This window comes from Alteribacillus sp. JSM 102045 (assembly GCF_041949975.1).
GTDB lineage: Bacteria > Bacillota > Bacilli > Bacillales > Marinococcaceae > Alteribacillus.
In genome coordinates, this window is sequence record NZ_JBHFQG010000018.1 from 63,624 (window position 1) to 79,341 (window position 15,718).

General features: G+C 40.6%; 13 protein-coding genes and 3 pseudogenes. 14 read left to right on the forward strand and 2 right to left on the reverse strand.

Annotated features, from left to right (window positions below; translation table 11 throughout):
- Window position 1: 1 nt before the first annotated feature.
- The 9 genes and pseudogenes from ACE1TI_RS13025 (at window position 2) to ACE1TI_RS13065 (ending at window position 9,839) form a co-directional block, all read left to right on the forward strand.
- Window positions 2–748, forward strand: a complete 747-nt coding sequence (locus ACE1TI_RS13025; protein ID WP_375008023.1) for a 2-phosphosulfolactate phosphatase — start codon at window positions 2–4, stop codon at window positions 746–748.
- Window positions 741–2,512: pseudogene (locus ACE1TI_RS13030) on the forward strand (acyl-CoA dehydrogenase family protein). The gene ACE1TI_RS13025 and the pseudogene ACE1TI_RS13030 overlap by 8 nt, the downstream one beginning before the upstream one ends.
- Before the next feature lie 25 nt (window positions 2,513–2,537).
- A pseudogene (locus tag ACE1TI_RS13035) lies at window positions 2,538–3,222 on the forward strand (enoyl-CoA hydratase/isomerase family protein).
- Between the two features lie 19 nt (window positions 3,223–3,241).
- Window positions 3,242–3,912, forward strand: a pseudogene (locus ACE1TI_RS13040) (quinone oxidoreductase family protein).
- Between the two features lie 230 nt (window positions 3,913–4,142).
- On the forward strand, window positions 4,143–4,775 hold the full coding sequence (locus tag ACE1TI_RS13045) for a carboxyl transferase domain-containing protein (protein WP_375008024.1): 633 nt from the start codon (window positions 4,143–4,145) through the stop codon (window positions 4,773–4,775).
- 16 nt (window positions 4,776–4,791) lie between these two features.
- Window positions 4,792–5,349: a carboxyl transferase domain-containing protein gene (locus ACE1TI_RS13050; RefSeq protein ID WP_375008025.1), complete on the forward strand. Its 558-nt coding sequence runs from the start codon at window positions 4,792–4,794 to the stop codon at window positions 5,347–5,349.
- 163 nt (window positions 5,350–5,512) lie between these two features.
- A complete protein-coding gene (locus ACE1TI_RS13055) occupies window positions 5,513–7,168 on the forward strand; it encodes an AMP-binding protein (RefSeq protein ID WP_375008026.1) in 1,656 nt (551 codons plus the stop codon).
- Window positions 7,169–7,184: 16 nt separating this feature from the next.
- On the forward strand, window positions 7,185–8,852 hold the full coding sequence (locus ACE1TI_RS13060) for a long-chain-fatty-acid--CoA ligase (protein ID WP_375008027.1): 1,668 nt from the start codon (window positions 7,185–7,187) through the stop codon (window positions 8,850–8,852).
- A gap of 12 nt (window positions 8,853–8,864) precedes the next feature.
- Entirely contained in the window at window positions 8,865–9,839 is a 975-nt protein-coding gene (locus ACE1TI_RS13065) for a phosphotriesterase family protein (RefSeq protein WP_375008028.1), read from the forward strand.
- Between the two features lie 436 nt (window positions 9,840–10,275).
- Here ACE1TI_RS13065 and ACE1TI_RS13070 read toward each other — a convergent pair whose 3' ends face one another.
- The gene (locus tag ACE1TI_RS13070; RefSeq protein ID WP_375008029.1) at window positions 10,276–10,473 is read right to left on the reverse strand and encodes a YlaI family protein; all 198 of its coding nucleotides are present in this window, start codon (window positions 10,471–10,473) and stop codon (window positions 10,276–10,278) included.
- A gap of 231 nt (window positions 10,474–10,704) precedes the next feature.
- Here ACE1TI_RS13070 and ACE1TI_RS13075 point away from each other — a divergent pair, with 231 nt between their 5' ends.
- Both ACE1TI_RS13075 and ACE1TI_RS13080 read left to right on the forward strand, forming a co-directional pair.
- Window positions 10,705–11,160, forward strand: coding sequence for a pyridoxamine 5'-phosphate oxidase family protein (locus ACE1TI_RS13075; RefSeq protein WP_375008030.1), 456 nt, complete (start codon window positions 10,705–10,707; stop codon window positions 11,158–11,160).
- A gap of 378 nt (window positions 11,161–11,538) precedes the next feature.
- Window positions 11,539–12,867 (forward strand): PhoH family protein, encoded by a 1,329-nt coding sequence (locus ACE1TI_RS13080; protein ID WP_375008031.1) that lies wholly within the window; start codon window positions 11,539–11,541, stop codon window positions 12,865–12,867.
- Between the two features lie 374 nt (window positions 12,868–13,241).
- Here the strand turns inward: ACE1TI_RS13080 and ACE1TI_RS13085 are convergent, their stop codons facing one another.
- Window positions 13,242–13,751 carry a peptidyl-prolyl cis-trans isomerase gene (locus ACE1TI_RS13085; protein ID WP_375008032.1) on the reverse strand — a complete coding sequence of 170 codons (510 nt, stop codon included), beginning with the start codon at window positions 13,749–13,751 and terminating at the stop codon, window positions 13,242–13,244.
- 169 nt (window positions 13,752–13,920) lie between these two features.
- Between ACE1TI_RS13085 and glsA the strand changes: the two genes are divergently transcribed.
- From glsA to ACE1TI_RS13100, 3 genes are all read left to right on the forward strand, one after another.
- Window positions 13,921–14,856 (forward strand): glutaminase A, encoded by a 936-nt coding sequence (gene glsA, locus ACE1TI_RS13090; protein ID WP_375008033.1) that lies wholly within the window; start codon window positions 13,921–13,923, stop codon window positions 14,854–14,856.
- A 105-nt stretch (window positions 14,857–14,961) separates the two neighbouring features.
- Entirely contained in the window at window positions 14,962–15,228 is a 267-nt protein-coding gene (locus ACE1TI_RS13095) for an Fpa/YlaN family protein (RefSeq protein WP_375008039.1), read from the forward strand.
- A 330-nt stretch (window positions 15,229–15,558) separates the two neighbouring features.
- A partial coding sequence (locus tag ACE1TI_RS13100; protein ID WP_375008040.1) for a biotin carboxylase N-terminal domain-containing protein occupies window positions 15,559–15,718 on the forward strand: 160 nt, incomplete at its 3' end.

Genomic DNA, 15,718 nt, shown 5'->3' on the forward strand with positions numbered 1-15,718 from the left:
TATGAAGCAAAAAATACACGTTATTATGAAAAAAGAAGATATTATCCCGGAGCGTCTCGATGGAAAACAAGCGGTAGTATTTGATGTACTGCTTGCTACCACTGTTATTACTTCCTTTTTTGCAGGCGGTGCAGCTGCGATTTATCCTGTACTTGATGCTAAAGAAGGATTTGAAGTAAACGAAAGAGAAAAGCCGAAGCACCCCCTGCTTGTAGGGGAGAAAAAAGGGCTGCCTATAGAAGGTTTTCAGCCTCCGAGCCCGTCAGTATTAAAAAAAGAAGCTGCTGACAAACATATTATTTTATCCACTACGAATGGGACGGTGGCTCTAAGAAAAGCAGAAGCTGCAAAAGTGATTTATGCGTCTTCATTATTAAACAATTATTTCGTAGCAAAAGAACTTTTAAGTAACAAAAATGCCCATGATGATATAACAATTATTTGTGCAGGCTCAGCCGGTCAGTTCTGCCTTGAAGACTATTACGGCGCAGGTCATTTAATTAGCCATTTAATCAACATAAACCAGGAGATAGAACTGAGCGATGCAGTGATTGGTGCATGGAAATTAGTCCAGGGTCAGCCGGACACCATTAGCTTATTACAGGAAACCGCCGTAGGAAAAATGTTAAAAAGGCATGGATACGAAAAAGATGTAGCGTATGCGGCCAATAAAGATATATATCCTGTATTGCCAATCATGCAGAAAAACGGCTGGATGAGAAACAAGGGAGGAGTCTTAAGTGGGTAATATAACAGTTAATATCCGTGGAGGAGACTATCTGGTTACGCAAATTAGTGAACAGGAAGCGTTTTTCCCGGAAGATTTAACAGAAGAACATGTCATGATTCAAAAAACAGCAGGACAATTTGCAGCACAGGAAGTAGAGGAAGTTTTAGAAGAGATTCAATCCCAAAATTTAGATACGGTTGTTCGTTTAATGAAAAAAGCAGGAGATCTTGGTCTTTTAGCACACAGCATACCGGAAGCTTATGGTGGCCTTGGACTTGATAAAATCAGCAAAGGTATTGTCGGTGAGCAGCTTGGCGGTACGGGCGGTTACGGCGTAGCTCATTCGAATCATACCTGTATCGCGACGCTTCCTATTACGTATTACGGCACAAAAGAACAAAAGGAAAAGTATCTGCCAAAACTCGCGAGCGGAGAATATATTGGAGCTTATTGCTTAACAGAACCAGAAGCCGGCTCTGATGCGATGTCCGGTAAAACAACCGCCGTATTAAATGAGGAAAAAACCCATTACCTCTTAAACGGCACAAAAATCTACATTACGAACGCTGCGTTTTTTGATACTTTTATCGTTTACTCAAAAGTGGACGGAGAACATTTTAGTGCTTTTATTGTTGAAAAAGACTTTCCCGGTCTTTCGCTGGGACCAGAAGAAAAAAAGATGGGCATTAATGGTTCTTCTATCCGGTCTGTCATTTTAGAAGACTGCAAAGTTCCTGTAGACAATCTGCTTGGAGAAATTGGAAAAGGGCACGTTATCGCCTTTACAGTACTAAACCTTGGCCGGTTTAATCTTGGAGGTGCCTGTACCGGAGCAGCAATGCAAGCGTTAAAACTGACATTAAACCATGTGCTGGAGAGAAAACAGTTGCGGACCAAGCTTGCTGATTTTGGCGCTACGAAAGAAAAACAGCAAAAATAGCTGCGCGTATTTATGCAGCTGAGTCACTTCAATACCGAACGTCTCATCTTCTTGAATCTTCTTTGCATGGAATGGATCAAGAAAAAGACATATCATCTGTAAGTGCAGCGATGTCTGAATATGCATTAGAGTGTGCGGTTTGTAAGGTGTATGGTTCTGAAACATTGGATTATGCTGTAGATGAAGGAGTGCAGCTGCACGGAGGCACCGGTTTTATACAAGAATACCGGATTGAACAGATGTATCGTGACTCCAGAATCAACCGCATTTTTGAAGGGACTAATGAAATAAACCGTTTATTGTTAACCGGACAATTCTTGAAAAAATCATTAAAAGGGGTACTGCCCTTTGAAGATAGTGTTCAAGAAGCTTACAGCCGTTTGCAAAACTGTGACCCGTCTAGTACAGCACCGCTCGAATTTATTCAAGATCTCCGTTCGGTCTATCTCGTATTGACAGACAAAGCGAACAAACGGTTCGGAAAAGAATTGCAGACAGAACAAGAAATTCTTATGACTTTATCCGATCTTGCTATTGATTTGTATGCTGCCGAATCTGCTGTTCTGCGAACGATTAAAAAAGAAGCAGCCCCTGAGTCTTTATCTTATCAGTTAATGGAAACCACACTTGAAAACACAACCGATCGTGCCATCACAGCTCTTAGAAAATTAGAAGGAACATTAGCTGATGAGCAGGAATTAGCTTCACTTTTACTCGAAGTGTTATGGAAAAAAAGATTTTCTTCATCGGTGGAAAGAAATCGAAGTATTGCTGAAAGACTGTATGAAAAGGGTACCTATACATTAATCTGGTTCGCAGCGAAATTCATCCCCCGGCAGTGAGCCTAATTTTTAAATAGGAGGAACTATTATGAGTGATCATTTATTAACCAATGAAGAAAACGGTGTGCTTTATCTAACATTAAACCGTCCAGAAAGTTTAAATGCGTTCAGCCCCGAAATGATGAACGGTTTAGAAGAAGAACTTACGAAGGCAAGGGAAAACAGTGCTGTCAAAGTGGTCGTTTTAAGCGGTGCCGGCCGTTCGTTTAGTGCCGGTGGTGATGTGAAATCGATGGGGAACACAACTCCCCAGCAAATTTATGAACATATTAGCCGTTTAAATGATGTCATCTGTTAAAATCAAATCGCTGGAAAAACCAGTGATAGCTGCTGTACATGGATTTGCTGCTGGTGCCGGCGGCTCTTATTTTCTCCCTAAGCTCATCGGCATTCACAGGGCCAAAGAATGCATGTTCAATGGAGAGCCTATAGAGGCTGAAAAGGCAAAAGAATGGGGCATTGTAAACCAATTGTTTGAAGATACAGAGATAGAAGAATCGGTAAAAATGTATGCTTTAAAAACAGCTACTGGTCCAGTGCGTGCTTTTGGCATGATGAAAAAAGTAATGGATCATTCCTTACATGCAAACCTTGATGAAATTCTAGAAGAAGAAAGAATTTCACAGACATTGCTCGCTTCTAGTGAAGATCACCAGGAAGGGGTTAACGCTTTTAAAGAAAAAAGAAAGCCTGCATTTACAGGTGCTTAAGTGAGAAGGGAGGCAGTACATGAAAGCAATACAGTTTACAGAATATGGCGGACTGGAAGTGCTTCAGCTTGTTGATCTTGCTCAGCCGGAGCCGAAAGAAAAAGAAGTGGTTATAAAAATAAATGCGATAGGTGTTAACTATGCGGATATTGCACGAAGAGAGGGTCAATACGTCATAGATGTTCCTCTTCCTCATGTGCCGGGCTCTGAAGTAGCGAGCGTCATTAAAAAAACAGGGGCAGGAGTAACTCGATTTAAAGAAGGAGATCGGGTCGTAACTTTACTTAGCGGGAAAAATGCCACGGGCTATGCGGAATATAAAATTGCTGATGAAAGAGGGCTGATTCCTATGCCTCAAGGGGTTGACGACAAGCATGCAGCCGCTATTCCCCTGCAAGGTTTAAGTGCTTATCATGTTATTAAAATGATGGGACGAATGGAAGATGCGGCAGCGGGGGCGTTGGACTCTTTGCTGTTCAGCTTGGGAACGGAAAATAAGAGTGTTATTGGTTTTTTCCTGCCACAAATCATGAAAAAACAGCAGCTCTTTCAACAAAGTCTTTTGCATATATTGAAGAAGGGAAAATTAAACTCGAAATTGGCGGAGTCTTTCCATTAGAAGAGGCAGCGGAAGTTCATCGCAAGCTTCAAGGACGTAAGACGAAAGGAAAGTTGAATCTTACGCCTTAACAAATGAAAAGCGCAAGTACTCTTATTTGAAAGGTCATTATCAAATGAAAAGGCACTTGCGCTTTCTGGTACTACTGAGAAAGAAATAACATTCTCTTTTAAAATAATTAAAAATTGTATATTATTATAATCTTCTAAAGAAAAGCTCCGCAGGCAACAAGGGCATTGGAGTGCGAGAGAGAGTATAGAAAAGCTGTGTGATACAGGAACCTTTTTGGAGCTTGGAACGTATGCACATTCTACAAGACAAAACGCCAGCTGATGGACTGAGTGGCGGAATCGCAGAAGTAAAAGGCCGGCCGGCAGTCATACAGGCGCTTGATCCGCTTGTGATGGCTAGTACGGAAGGAGAAGTACACTTAAGGAAAAGCGAATTCTGTCATTCCTATGCTAAAAAAAGAAACCTTCCTCTCTTTAATTTATGTGAGGGAGGCGGTCTGAGAATGCCAGACGGTGTGGGATCAGATGGTATTAGTGACAAACTCTTTCCGGACTGTCTGCTTGATCATGGACGTACTGCTCCTGTTTTAACTGCCATTCTTGGAGACAGCACCTGGATGGCTGTCACTTCTGATTTTGTGAATCAAAAACAAGGAACTGGTATGGCAGTTGCCGGACCAAGAATGCTTGAAATGGCGAGCGGAGAAAAACTCAGCGGTGATGAATTAGGAGGCACCGCTGTTCACGTTGCTCATACAGGACAAATCGACCATATTGGACAAAATGAAAAAGAAACCATCGAAGCGCTGCAAGACTTTTTCGAATACCTTCCGTCTAATGAAAAAGACACTCCTCCTTTTAAGGAAAGCAGAGAAGGTGGAGTGGTTGAAAAACCGGAGCTAGAAGATTGTTCCTTCCAATAACCGCAAAATTTATGACATGAAAAAAGTAATAGAAGCTATATTTGATAAAGGGTCTCTTTTTGAATTCAGACCTTTTTACGGAAGAGCCATTATAACAGGCATAGTAAGGATTGGAGGGTTTACGGCAGGTGTTGTTGCCAGCCAGCCAAAACATATGTCTGGTGCGGCAGGACCGCAGGAATGTGATAAAACTACTGAATTTATGTGTCTATGTGATTCGTACCATATTCCGATCATTTTCTTACATGATACACCAGGATTTAGAATAAGCAGTCAAGCTGAAAAACAGAAAATGCCAGGAAAAATTATGAATTGGAATCAGGCACTTGCAAAATCAACCGTACCTAAATTATCCATTGTGATTCGAAAAAGCATTGGAGCAGCTTACGGAAATATGTGCGGTCCCGGAATGGGAGCTGATGTTGTAGCAGCCTGGCCTGCTGCTGAGATTAATTTTATCGGACCGGAAGTCGGCATTAATGTTGTTAATGGAAGACAGCTTCAAGGTTCAGAAGACCCTGCTTCTGAGAGAGCGGCCTTTCTGGAAAACTGGGCGTTTGACAGTTCTCCTTAAAAAGCTGCAGGCAAATTTTTAATAGATGAAATCATAGAACCGAGCCAGACAAGATCATTTTTATATCGATTTATAAAAATAGCACATGCAGGTGGCCCTCCAAAAAGTGAAAGACGTCTGGCAGACTGGCCCATGTCCTTATAATGAAAAAGGGGGTAACCTTATGCCTTCATCATTTGATCAAAGTCACCCAGATTTGAAAAACAAAACTGTATTCTATCCGTTTGGTCAAAAGCCATTGCATCATTATTTAAAAATTCATACAAAACGTAACCCAACCAAAACAGCTTATATATATTACGGATATAAAGTGAGCTGGCAGGAATTATGGGAAGGTGTGCAGACAACCGCTCGGTTTTTTCAAAAGAAAAACATAAAAAAAGGCGACCGCATCGGCCTGTTTATGCAAAATTGTCCGCAGTATATTATTTCGCACTACGCTGTGCAGTATCTTGGTGCCATTGTATGTCCATTAAATCCAATGTACAAAGAAAAAGAATTAAACTATCTTATCGAAGAAGCAGGAATAAGAGCCATTTGCTGCACAGAAGAACTTCTTCCAGTTGTACGCGCTCTCTCTTCACAGTTAGATTGGACGCTCGTTGCTCATTATGTTGAATTTTTACCGGAACAATCTGAGTTCAGGCTTCCAGATGAGCTTTCGGTCCAACCACTTGAAAAGAGAGAAGGAGAAACAGCGTGGGCGGATGTGAAAAAAATGGAATTACCTCCTATAAAGCCGGCTGAAATCGATCTCGATGAAGATGTTGCTTTAATGGCTTTTACCTCAGGTACTACAGGCAAGCCGAAAGCTGCAATGCTGACGTTTAAAAATGCTCTTTTCAAGACCGCCGCCTCCGTTCATGTAAACGAGGTTCAAGAGGAAGAAAGATGGCTTGCAGTTATGCCGCTGTGTCATATTGCAGGTATGGTAATGGGGGTGAACATACCTGTTTTTACTGGTTCGCCTTGTGTGTTATTTGCCCGATTTGATCCGAAAGAAGTTTTGAAAGCGCTTCAAAAATATCAAGTAACAGTCTGGTACAGCATAGCCCCGATGAATGAAGCAATTTTGGCTTTAACAGATGAAACGACTCCAAGGTTGTCTTCTCTTCGAGTCAATATGTGTACTAGTTTTGGTATGCTTGTCACGGAAGACCTTGCTTCCCGCTGGAAAGACTTTGCACCGAACAGCGATTTATTCGAAGCCGCCTATGGGCTCAGTGAAACGCATACCGTCGATACGTACATGCCAAAAGAAAACGTGAAATTTGGTTCGGTCGGTAAACCGATTACAGATACCGAAATTGTCATTAGAGGGTTTGAATCAGGAGAGTCGCTGCCAACAGGAGAACACGGTGAAATAACAGTGAAAAATCCAGGCGTGTTTAAAGGCTACTGGAACCGACTACAAGCAACCGCTGACACCTTAAAAGACGGATGGGTCTATACGGGAGACGTAGGTTATATCGATGAAGAAGGGTATTTATTTTTTGAAGGACGTTTAAAAGAAATGATTAAATGTTCCGGCTACAGCGTTTTCCCAGAAGACGTTGAAACGTTATTAAAAAAGCATCCTGCTGTATCTCAGTCAGCAGTTATTGGTATTCCGGATGAAAAACGTGGAGAATCGGTGAAAGCATTTATCGTTTTAAAGCCTGGAAAAGAAGAGAAGTTTAACGAAAATGATATAAAAAAATGGGCGAAAGAAAATATGGCTGCCTACAAGGTACCGGCAAAAATTGAATTTCGCTCTTTTTTACCTACTACGAGTACTGGAAAACTGCTTCGCCGAGCGCTGCAGGAAGAAAAATCATAAAGAGAGGAGATTGGTTATGGAAGCATATAAACAATTTTGGCCAAAAAGATTGCCGCATACACTTACAATTCCGTCTATTAGTGTACATGATAACTTGCGGATGACAGTTGAAAAATATCCAGATAAAGTAGCAGTACACTACTACGGAACCACTTACACTTATCAAGAACTACTTGAACAAGTATCAGAAACCGCAGCGTTTTTACAAAAAGAATTGGACGTAAAAAAAGGAGAACGCATTTTATTGTATATGCAAAATTCTCCCTCTTTTATAATAAGCTATTACGCTATTTTAATGGCAGGAGCAGTAGTCGTGCCGGTAAACCCGATGAATAAAACCGCAGAGATCTCGTTTTACCGAAAGGATTGTGAAGCACGTTATGTCATTGCCGGACAGGAACTTCTTTCTAATGTGATTCCTCTGTTAAGGGAAAAAGTGCTTAAAAATGCATTAGTCGCCTCTTACGGGGATTTTATCAAGGAAAATCAGCCTGCATTTCAGGTTCCTAAAGAAGTAGAGCTGACGTCTTCTCGACTTAATATGAAAGAAGGGATAATCAGCTGGGAAGCCATCAAGCAAGCGAGCGGCGCCTTTGAAACGATCCCAGTTGATGTGGATGAACTGGCATGTCTTCCATATACATCCGGAACGACAGGTAATCCCAAAGGTTGTATGCATACACACCGTACCATTCAAGCAAATATTATTGGCACTGCAGCCTGGATGAGTATGACATCCGACGCCGTTCATTTAATGTCGCTGCCGTTGTTTCATGTGACCGGCATGCAGCACAGCATGAATGCTCCTATTTACACCGGATCGAGCATGGTAGTGATGACACGCTGGGACCGAGACACAGCTGTTAAATTAATAGAGCATTATAAATGTACCAATTGGACGAATATCAGCACGATGGTCGTTGATTTTCTTTCTAAACCGGATATTGAAGAAAAAGATTTATCTTCACTCCAGGTTGTTGGCGGCGGAGGAGCACCGCTTCCAAAAGCCATAGGAGAAAAATTAGAACATCTGACCGGGATTACGTATTGTGAAGGGTATGGGCTGAGCGAGACCATTTCACAGACTCATTTTAATCCGCCTGATCGTCCAAAACTACAGTGTTTAGGCATTCCTTCTTTTGACGTATCTGTCAAAATAATTAACCAGGACACTGAAGAAGAGGTCCCAGTTGGAGCAGAAGGAGAGATTGCGGTACACGGTCCGCAAGTGTTCGAAGGGTATTGGAACAGACCGGAAGAAAACCTAAAAGTATTTTTTGAAGCAGACGGTAAACGTTTTTTCCGTACAGGAGATATTGGTTATCAAGATGAAGAAGGATATTTCTTCATGGTTGACCGGAAAAAGAGGATGATTAACGTATCCGGATACAAAGTCTGGCCTGCCGAAGTTGAGGCTAAGCTCTACAGCCATTCAGCTGTCGAACAGGCTTGTATTGTTGGAACACCTCATCCCCGCAGTGGAGAAACAGTAAAAGCTTATGTTGTACCGCAGAAAAACGTCACCAATAAAGAAGAACTTGCCGAAGAGATTAAAGCATGGGCAAAAGAAAGGATGGCAGCTTACAAATGTCCGGCCATTGTGGAATTTATTGATGAGCTTCCTAAAACAGCGAGCGGAAAGATATTATGGAGAAGCTTGCAGGATAAAGAATTTCAAAAATAAAGAGGGCTGACAATGGGACAGATAGAAACCGTTTTAGGTCCAGTAGACGCAGAGGAATTAGGGAAGACCTTGATTCATGAGCATTTTTCTTCGGCTATCCTGGATTTGGAAGGGGACAGGACTTTAGGAAAGTATGACTTTGATGAAAAAGTTAAACAAGGAGTGGCTGCTGCTGAATTAATGCAGACGAAAGGTGTTGAGACAGTCGTTGATCCCACACCTAATGAATGCGGCAGAGATATAAACTTATTAAAAGCCGTAGCAGAAAAAACAGGATTAAATATCATTTGTGCCACAGGATTTTATTATGAAGGAGAGGGAGCTACTCCTTACTTTAAATTTCGCCAATCCCTCGGAAGTGCTGAAGAAGAAATATATGAAATGTTTATCGAAGAAATCACCAATGGCATTGAAGGCACTGAAATTAAACCAGGGATTATAAAATTGGCATCAAGCAAAGGCGAAATAACTGATTATGAGAGAATGTTTTTTCAGGCTGGGGCAAGAGCACAGAAAGAGACAGGGATAGTTCTTTTAACTCAAACTCAGGAAGGGACAATGGGACCAGAACAAGTCAAGCTGCTCATTGAAAAAGGGGCAGATCCTTCCCGCATAGTGATAGGCCATATGTGCGGCGCCACTAATATTAAGGAACACCTCAATACTCTAGAACAAGGTGTTTATATTGCAATGGACCGTTTTGGTCTTCAGGGAGCGGTTGGTGCACCTCGGGATGAGGAAAGGTTAGCTGTGCTACATGGGCTGCTCGGATTAGGGTATGAAGAAAAACTATTTTTATCTCATGATACTGTAAATGTGTGGTGGGGTCGTCCGCCTGTCATTCCAGAAGCATTGAAGGAACTGCTGCAGAATTGGCGGCCTGATCACTTGTTTGAGCACATTGTGCCGGCTTTACAAGAAAAAGGCGTGTCCCAGGCAACGCTGGATATTTTATTTAAAAGAAATGCAGCTTCGCTTTTTAAATAAAAAAAGAGGATAGCATGATGACAAAAATGGCAGCGGACAAAGCAATGCTCTATTCGCTGCCAATGAGAAATATTCAGAGTTTATTGTGCTAATTTCACGAAACGGTGTGTATGCTTGTTTTGTTATACGGACATTCGTTCCGCTATATCGAATAAAATAGGATCTTCGGAACGTTCCAAGGACATATGATCCCTTATTACAAGCCAAATCGCTGAAATTTTATCGTCATTTAAAGCAAGTAACGGAATCAATGTCCACATGAACCCCGTTTATCAAGTAATTCATTAAAATAACGTATCTCATGTCCGTGACTACATACTGATAGATCAATCAATCTCAGGGAGGGGTTCCTCAAAACTAAGATTTTTCATTTCAAATATCAGCAATTGATTCCTATTCCATTGCTGCATACTACCTTTTTGAAACAGCCCCTGTATTACCAGTCATCATTTTTTTTCGGATCGCGGTAAGGCTCGAATCCGTTTTCCCATCTTTCCTTTGTCCGCTTTTCGATTCGTTTCTCACATTCCTCACACATATACGTATGAATAGGACGGTTGCGAAGCTTTTTCGCAAGAGGGTTTTTATCGTCAAGGTCATTAATAGTGTCACATAGTACACATTTTACTTTCATTTTAACTCACACTCCAATACAGCGAACAGAAAACTTTCCATAAAGACATGATTTATTATAACATGGCCATACATAGGAAATATATAATTAACCCGCTAATATTAAGAAAGAATAAATTAGTGGAGGAAAAAAGGAATTATCCGGTTGTCTGTCGTAATATGTTAAGTAAAATGGGGATTTCTCCATTTTGGTTTTCAGTGTGTAAACCTGGATAAGACAGGAGGTCAGGACATGGCTAATAGGGTTGAAACCTATCTAACAGAAGAGTTATTAACTTTATTGCGTCAAGAAACGTATGTATCGATTGCTACGGTGGATCATGAATCAAAAGCTCCGAATGTAAACGCCATCTCCTGGGTTTATGCCCCGGACGAACAAACGGTTCGTTTTTCAGTTGATAACCGTTCGAAAATCGTAGAAAACTTAAGAAATAATGATAATTTAGTTATTTCATTTATCGCTAATGGGACTACGTATGCTATTTCAGGAAAAGGTACTATATTAGAAGAAAAAATGGAAAATATTCCTATTAAATTAGCGTTGGTGGAATGTTCTGTTCATGAAGTGCGGGATGTTATGTTTTATGGAGCAAAAATGATTTCTCAGCCTAATTATGAAAAAACGTATGATGTAGAAGCTGCTGCGAAATTAGATAATCAAGTAATGAAGGAAATGAAAAGGGCTTAAACCGGCTTTTAACCGGGCAGGTCCTTTTGTTTTTTTAAAACGGTTTAAAGAGAAAGTTAAAAGAATAAAATAATATAAAGATTTATTTCTTCTATATGGTTTTTGCCGTCAATTTTGTCCAAGTTAAAGCATAAGAAAGAATAAGTACAATTTTAAAAAGGTATGTAAGAAATGCTGCACTGATGTTTAGCTCCTATGTCCAGTCGTACCGGCCTAAACACTTCAAACCATAAAAGACACCCAATGTCTTTTTTGGACATTAAATTGGCAGGAACGCGAAGGACCTTTGCGCTATTCTTAGCATCCTCCGAAAGTAACTCTTTTTGAGTCCCCTAAAAAAGGGAAAAGAGGTTTATTATCCAGTGGGGAGGAAATTCATTGAAAAAAGTATATGTGATAGATACAAATGTGTTCTTGCAAGACCCCCGTGCCATGTTTCAATTTGAAGACAATGAGGTGGTTATTCCAGCAGTTGTTTTAGAAGAAATTGATTCTAAAAAAAGATATATGGATGAAATTGGAAAGAATGCCAGGCAATTTTCTAGAATGTTAGATCAGCTTCGTGACCAGGGAAAACTTCATGAAGGCATTCTATTAGAAAGCGGAGGTACCGTAAGAGTAGAGCTGAATCACCGTTCTCTTCAATATTTAAAAGAAACCTTTATAGAAGTTACTAATGACAACCGGATTTTAGCCGTTGCGATGAATTTGCAATCCGAACTGCAGGCGACTGACCCGACAAAAAAAGTCATAATTGTCAGTAAGGATGCTTTAGTACGGGTGAAAGCCGACGCGCTCGGCATGATAGCTGAGGATTTTCTTAGCGACCGCGTCACACAATACGACAATATATACAAAGGAAAACTATACCATGAGGTCTCAAAAGAAATCCTTAATGAATTTTATGAAAAGCAGTCCTTACCTGTCAGCATGCTGGGAAAAGAGAGACTGTATCCTCACCAATTTGTTGTTTTAAAAGATGCATTGGGCACACCTGCTTCAGCGGTGGCAAAAGCTGATGAAACAGGAAAGTTGGTCAAGCCCTTTGCAAAAGAGCCTGAGCACGTGTGGGGAATTAAACCACGAAACGTAGAACAAAAAATGGCACTTGAGCTTTTGTTAAGAGAAGATATCCCGCTTGTCACCTTGACGGGTAAAGCTGGTACTGGTAAAACACTTCTCTCTCTTGCGGCTGGTTTATTGCAAACAGAAGACATGGGTAAATATAATAAATTGCTCGTGGCCCGCCCGGTCGTACCGATGGGAAAAGATATCGGCTATTTGCCTGGTGAAAAGGAAGAAAAGCTCCGCCCATGGATGCAGCCGGTATTTGATAATCTGGAGTATTTGTTTAACACCAAAAAACCAGGCGAGCTTGATCAAATATTAGCTGGAATGGGATCTATTCAAGTAGAAGCATTAACGTATATTCGAGGAAGAAGTATCCCGGACCAATTTATCATCATTGACGAAGCTCAAAATTTAACCAAACATGAAGTGAAAACCATTTTAACAAGGGTTGGAGAAGGCAGTAAAATTGTATTCATGGGAGACCCGGCTCAAATTGATCATCCTTACCTCGATGAATTAAGCAATGGTTTGGCTTATGTTGTAGAGATGTTTAAAGACCAATCGATGAGCGGTCATGTCAAGCTTGAAAAAGGGGAAAGATCAGGTTTAGCACAGCTTGCCGCAGATCTTTTATAAACAAAAAAGGAGCCTTCCCAAAAGCTAGTTAGGGAATGGCTCTTTTTAATGAGCTTTTGCGTGAGGCGGACCTCATCGTCAAGACACAAATTTTAAATTATTAAGGTGGGGTTTTAGTTTTAGGAAGAGAGGCTACCTAAAGGGAAAAGCAATGAACTATCACCCTCACATTTTTTCCTTGTTCCATCCTGTTCCTTTCGCCCTTCACGGGACAGGTTCTCTCGTGTAAGGACCCTAGAAAAAGGATGGACAAGATTACCGGCTATAAACAGAGGCAGGTGTTTGATAGCCTAATGATTGGTGGGGGATCATAGTTTTTTAGCGAAGACGGGAGGCAAAGAAGCCGCTGTCTCCCTTATTATGTAAAGTGAATTTCATACGATCCTGAAACCTTTCACATGAGTGATAGGGTTTTCTTTATTGCTGCCGTCTCCATAATAAACATGCACCGGTCCTGTTTCTTTCAGCGGCTTACCATTTTCGGAAAAGCCAATAACAAACTGATATGCTTCATCAAGGCTGGCAATATGTCCCGTTTCGTTTTCTCCATAGGTTTCTACTACCACTTTCGCTGCGTTTTCTGGAGGTTCCGCATTTTTTAAGAAGGATTCAAAAGGGATGCCGAATGTGCCCTTAATCAATTCTTCTTTTTTATTTCGAACTTGATTGGTCTGATTGCGTTTTGGCATTTGTGCTCCTTCGGTAATTTCTTTATCCCATTGCTTTGAAATATCTTTTTTATACTGCTCCATTTCTTCTTCTTTTCTATTTTTTTCTCCCGACCACGAGGTGAGATCAATTTTGCGGTCATCAAATATCCAGACGGTCGGATCAATAGTAATCGTATGTTGAACGTTTCCATGAATCATAACGATAAAGTCCACTTTTCTTTCCTCCTCCATATTTTCACGTCCATTTTATCCTAACATAATTTTGAGACGGTATGAGAATAATGGAACTCGTTTACAATATGCAATAAAAGCAAGCACGTCTTTGGGTCCGGTTTAGTTACCTGAACAAAGACAGACATTCTAACAATAAAGGTGGTAACCAATGAATAGCCTTTTTATTGAAGAAAAAGAACTAGACGCATTAATGAAATCCATACAGCCATATGCGAAAAAAGGCAGTATGCCAGAATATATTCCAGAACTGAATAAAATGGACCCGGATCTTTTTGGGTGTGCTATTTGTAACGAAGATAGTATGACAGCTGCTGGTGATGCAGATTATCTTTTTACCCTTCAAAGTGTTTCCAAAGTAATAAGTTTAGCACTTTCTTTAATGGACCAAGGAGAGGAAGTGGTATTTTCGAAAGTAGGGATGGAACCAACGGGTGATCCTTTTCATACGATTCATGCTTTGGAAGAAGAAAAACCTTCCAAGCCGCTCAACCCCATGATTAATGCAGGGGCAATTGCTGTAACAAGTTTGATAGCAGGAAAGTCAGGAGAAGAAAAGATTGGAAGGCTGTTAACATTTATTCATGAATTGACGGGTAACCCTGCAATATCCATATGTGAAAAAACTGCAAGGTCAGAAAAAGAAAATGCGGATTTAAACAGAGCATTAAGTTATTTTATGAAAAGTCATCAAGTAATTGATGGTGATATGGAATCCCTTCTCGACGTATATATTAAGCAGTGCTCTATTCAGATGAACTGCAAGGACCTGGCCCGGATTGGAAGCATTATAGGTAAAAAAGGCCGGGACCCAAACAGCGGAAGAAATATCATTCCCCCTCGAATAGCAAGAATCGTAAAAACCTTTATGGTCACGTGCGGGATGTATAATGCATCTGGTGAATTTGCAATCAGGGCAGGAGTCCCGGCGAAAAGCGGCGTTTCAGGCGCGATGCTGGGAGCTTTGCCGGACGGAACGGGAATTGGTATTATCAGCCCTCCTCTTGATAAAAAAGGAAACAGTGCAGCTGGTCTAAAATTGTTAGAAACTCTATCGCAAAAATATAAATGGAGTATTTTTACGTAAAAAATGATCAAAAAAATAAGTGTTATCTTGCATTTTTTTAACAAAGCGGATAAGATAGGGTCAGGGAGTTAACGAGTAGGAGGGATCACCTTGAGCGTAAAGGCGATGACTGAACATAGCGAGAAAGCATACGCTCTGCTTAAAGCCGACGCAGAAAAGATCCGGAAATTAATCGAAGTACAAATGGATAATCTCACCATGCCCCAATGTCCTCTTTATGAAGAGGTCTTGGATACACAAATGTTTGGGCTTTCCCGAGAGATTGACTTTGCCATCCGTTTGAATTTAATTGACGAGGAAACAGGAAAACATATCCTCTCCGAGCTGGAACGGAAATTGGCAGCATTTCATGAAGCTACCGTTGGGAAATAAAAAAGACCAGGCTATTCTGAGGAGTAGCTTGGTTTTTTTATTTTCACATATGCTGCTCTTATAAAAACATAGTAATTTTATGGGAAAAAGAAAGAATAGGGCGCATAACTTAACATGATCGAGAGATTTTTTAAAAAGTCTGAAAAAAGCACGGTATTGCCTTATATGTTTTATATTACGAATATTTTACAATCTATTTTTTTGACAGATTCTTCAGACGTGTTATGATAAATTATATTTAGAATTGTCAGTCAACAAAATAAAGATAAATAAAATCCATTGAACTGGAGTTTGACTGAGTGGAGAGTAATTATACCAAGGAGGAATTGTATGAATGGCATAGGCAATATAAAAAAAGTATTGGTAGCAAACCGTGGAGAAATAGCAATCCGTATTTTCCGGGCATGCACCGAATTACATATTCGAACCGTTGCGGTGTATTCCAAAGAAGACTCGAGTGCGTTTCACCGGTACAAAGCAGATGAAGCTT

Bases quoted from the DNA above. Each gene is read 5' to 3' on its own strand.
- ACE1TI_RS13025 (WP_375008023.1), top strand. From the start codon at position 2: ATGAAGCAAAAAATACACGTTATTATGAAAAAAGAAGATATTATCCCG.
- ACE1TI_RS13050 (WP_375008025.1), top strand. From the start codon at position 4,792: ATGAAAAAAGTAATAGAAGCTATATTTGATAAAGGGTCTCTTTTTGAA.
- glsA (WP_375008033.1), top strand. From the start codon at position 13,921: ATGAATAGCCTTTTTATTGAAGAAAAAGAACTAGACGCATTAATGAAA.
- ACE1TI_RS13070 (WP_375008029.1), bottom strand. From the start codon at position 10,473: ATGAAAGTAAAATGTGTACTATGTGACACTATTAATGACCTTGACGAT.
- ACE1TI_RS13055 (WP_375008026.1), top strand. From the start codon at position 5,513: ATGCCTTCATCATTTGATCAAAGTCACCCAGATTTGAAAAACAAAACT.
- ACE1TI_RS13060 (WP_375008027.1), top strand. From the start codon at position 7,185: ATGGAAGCATATAAACAATTTTGGCCAAAAAGATTGCCGCATACACTT.
- ACE1TI_RS13095 (WP_375008039.1), top strand. From the start codon at position 14,962: ATGACTGAACATAGCGAGAAAGCATACGCTCTGCTTAAAGCCGACGCA.
- ACE1TI_RS13065 (WP_375008028.1), top strand. From the start codon at position 8,865: ATGGGACAGATAGAAACCGTTTTAGGTCCAGTAGACGCAGAGGAATTA.
- ACE1TI_RS13045 (WP_375008024.1), top strand. From the start codon at position 4,143: ATGCACATTCTACAAGACAAAACGCCAGCTGATGGACTGAGTGGCGGA.
- ACE1TI_RS13075 (WP_375008030.1), top strand. From the start codon at position 10,705: ATGGCTAATAGGGTTGAAACCTATCTAACAGAAGAGTTATTAACTTTA.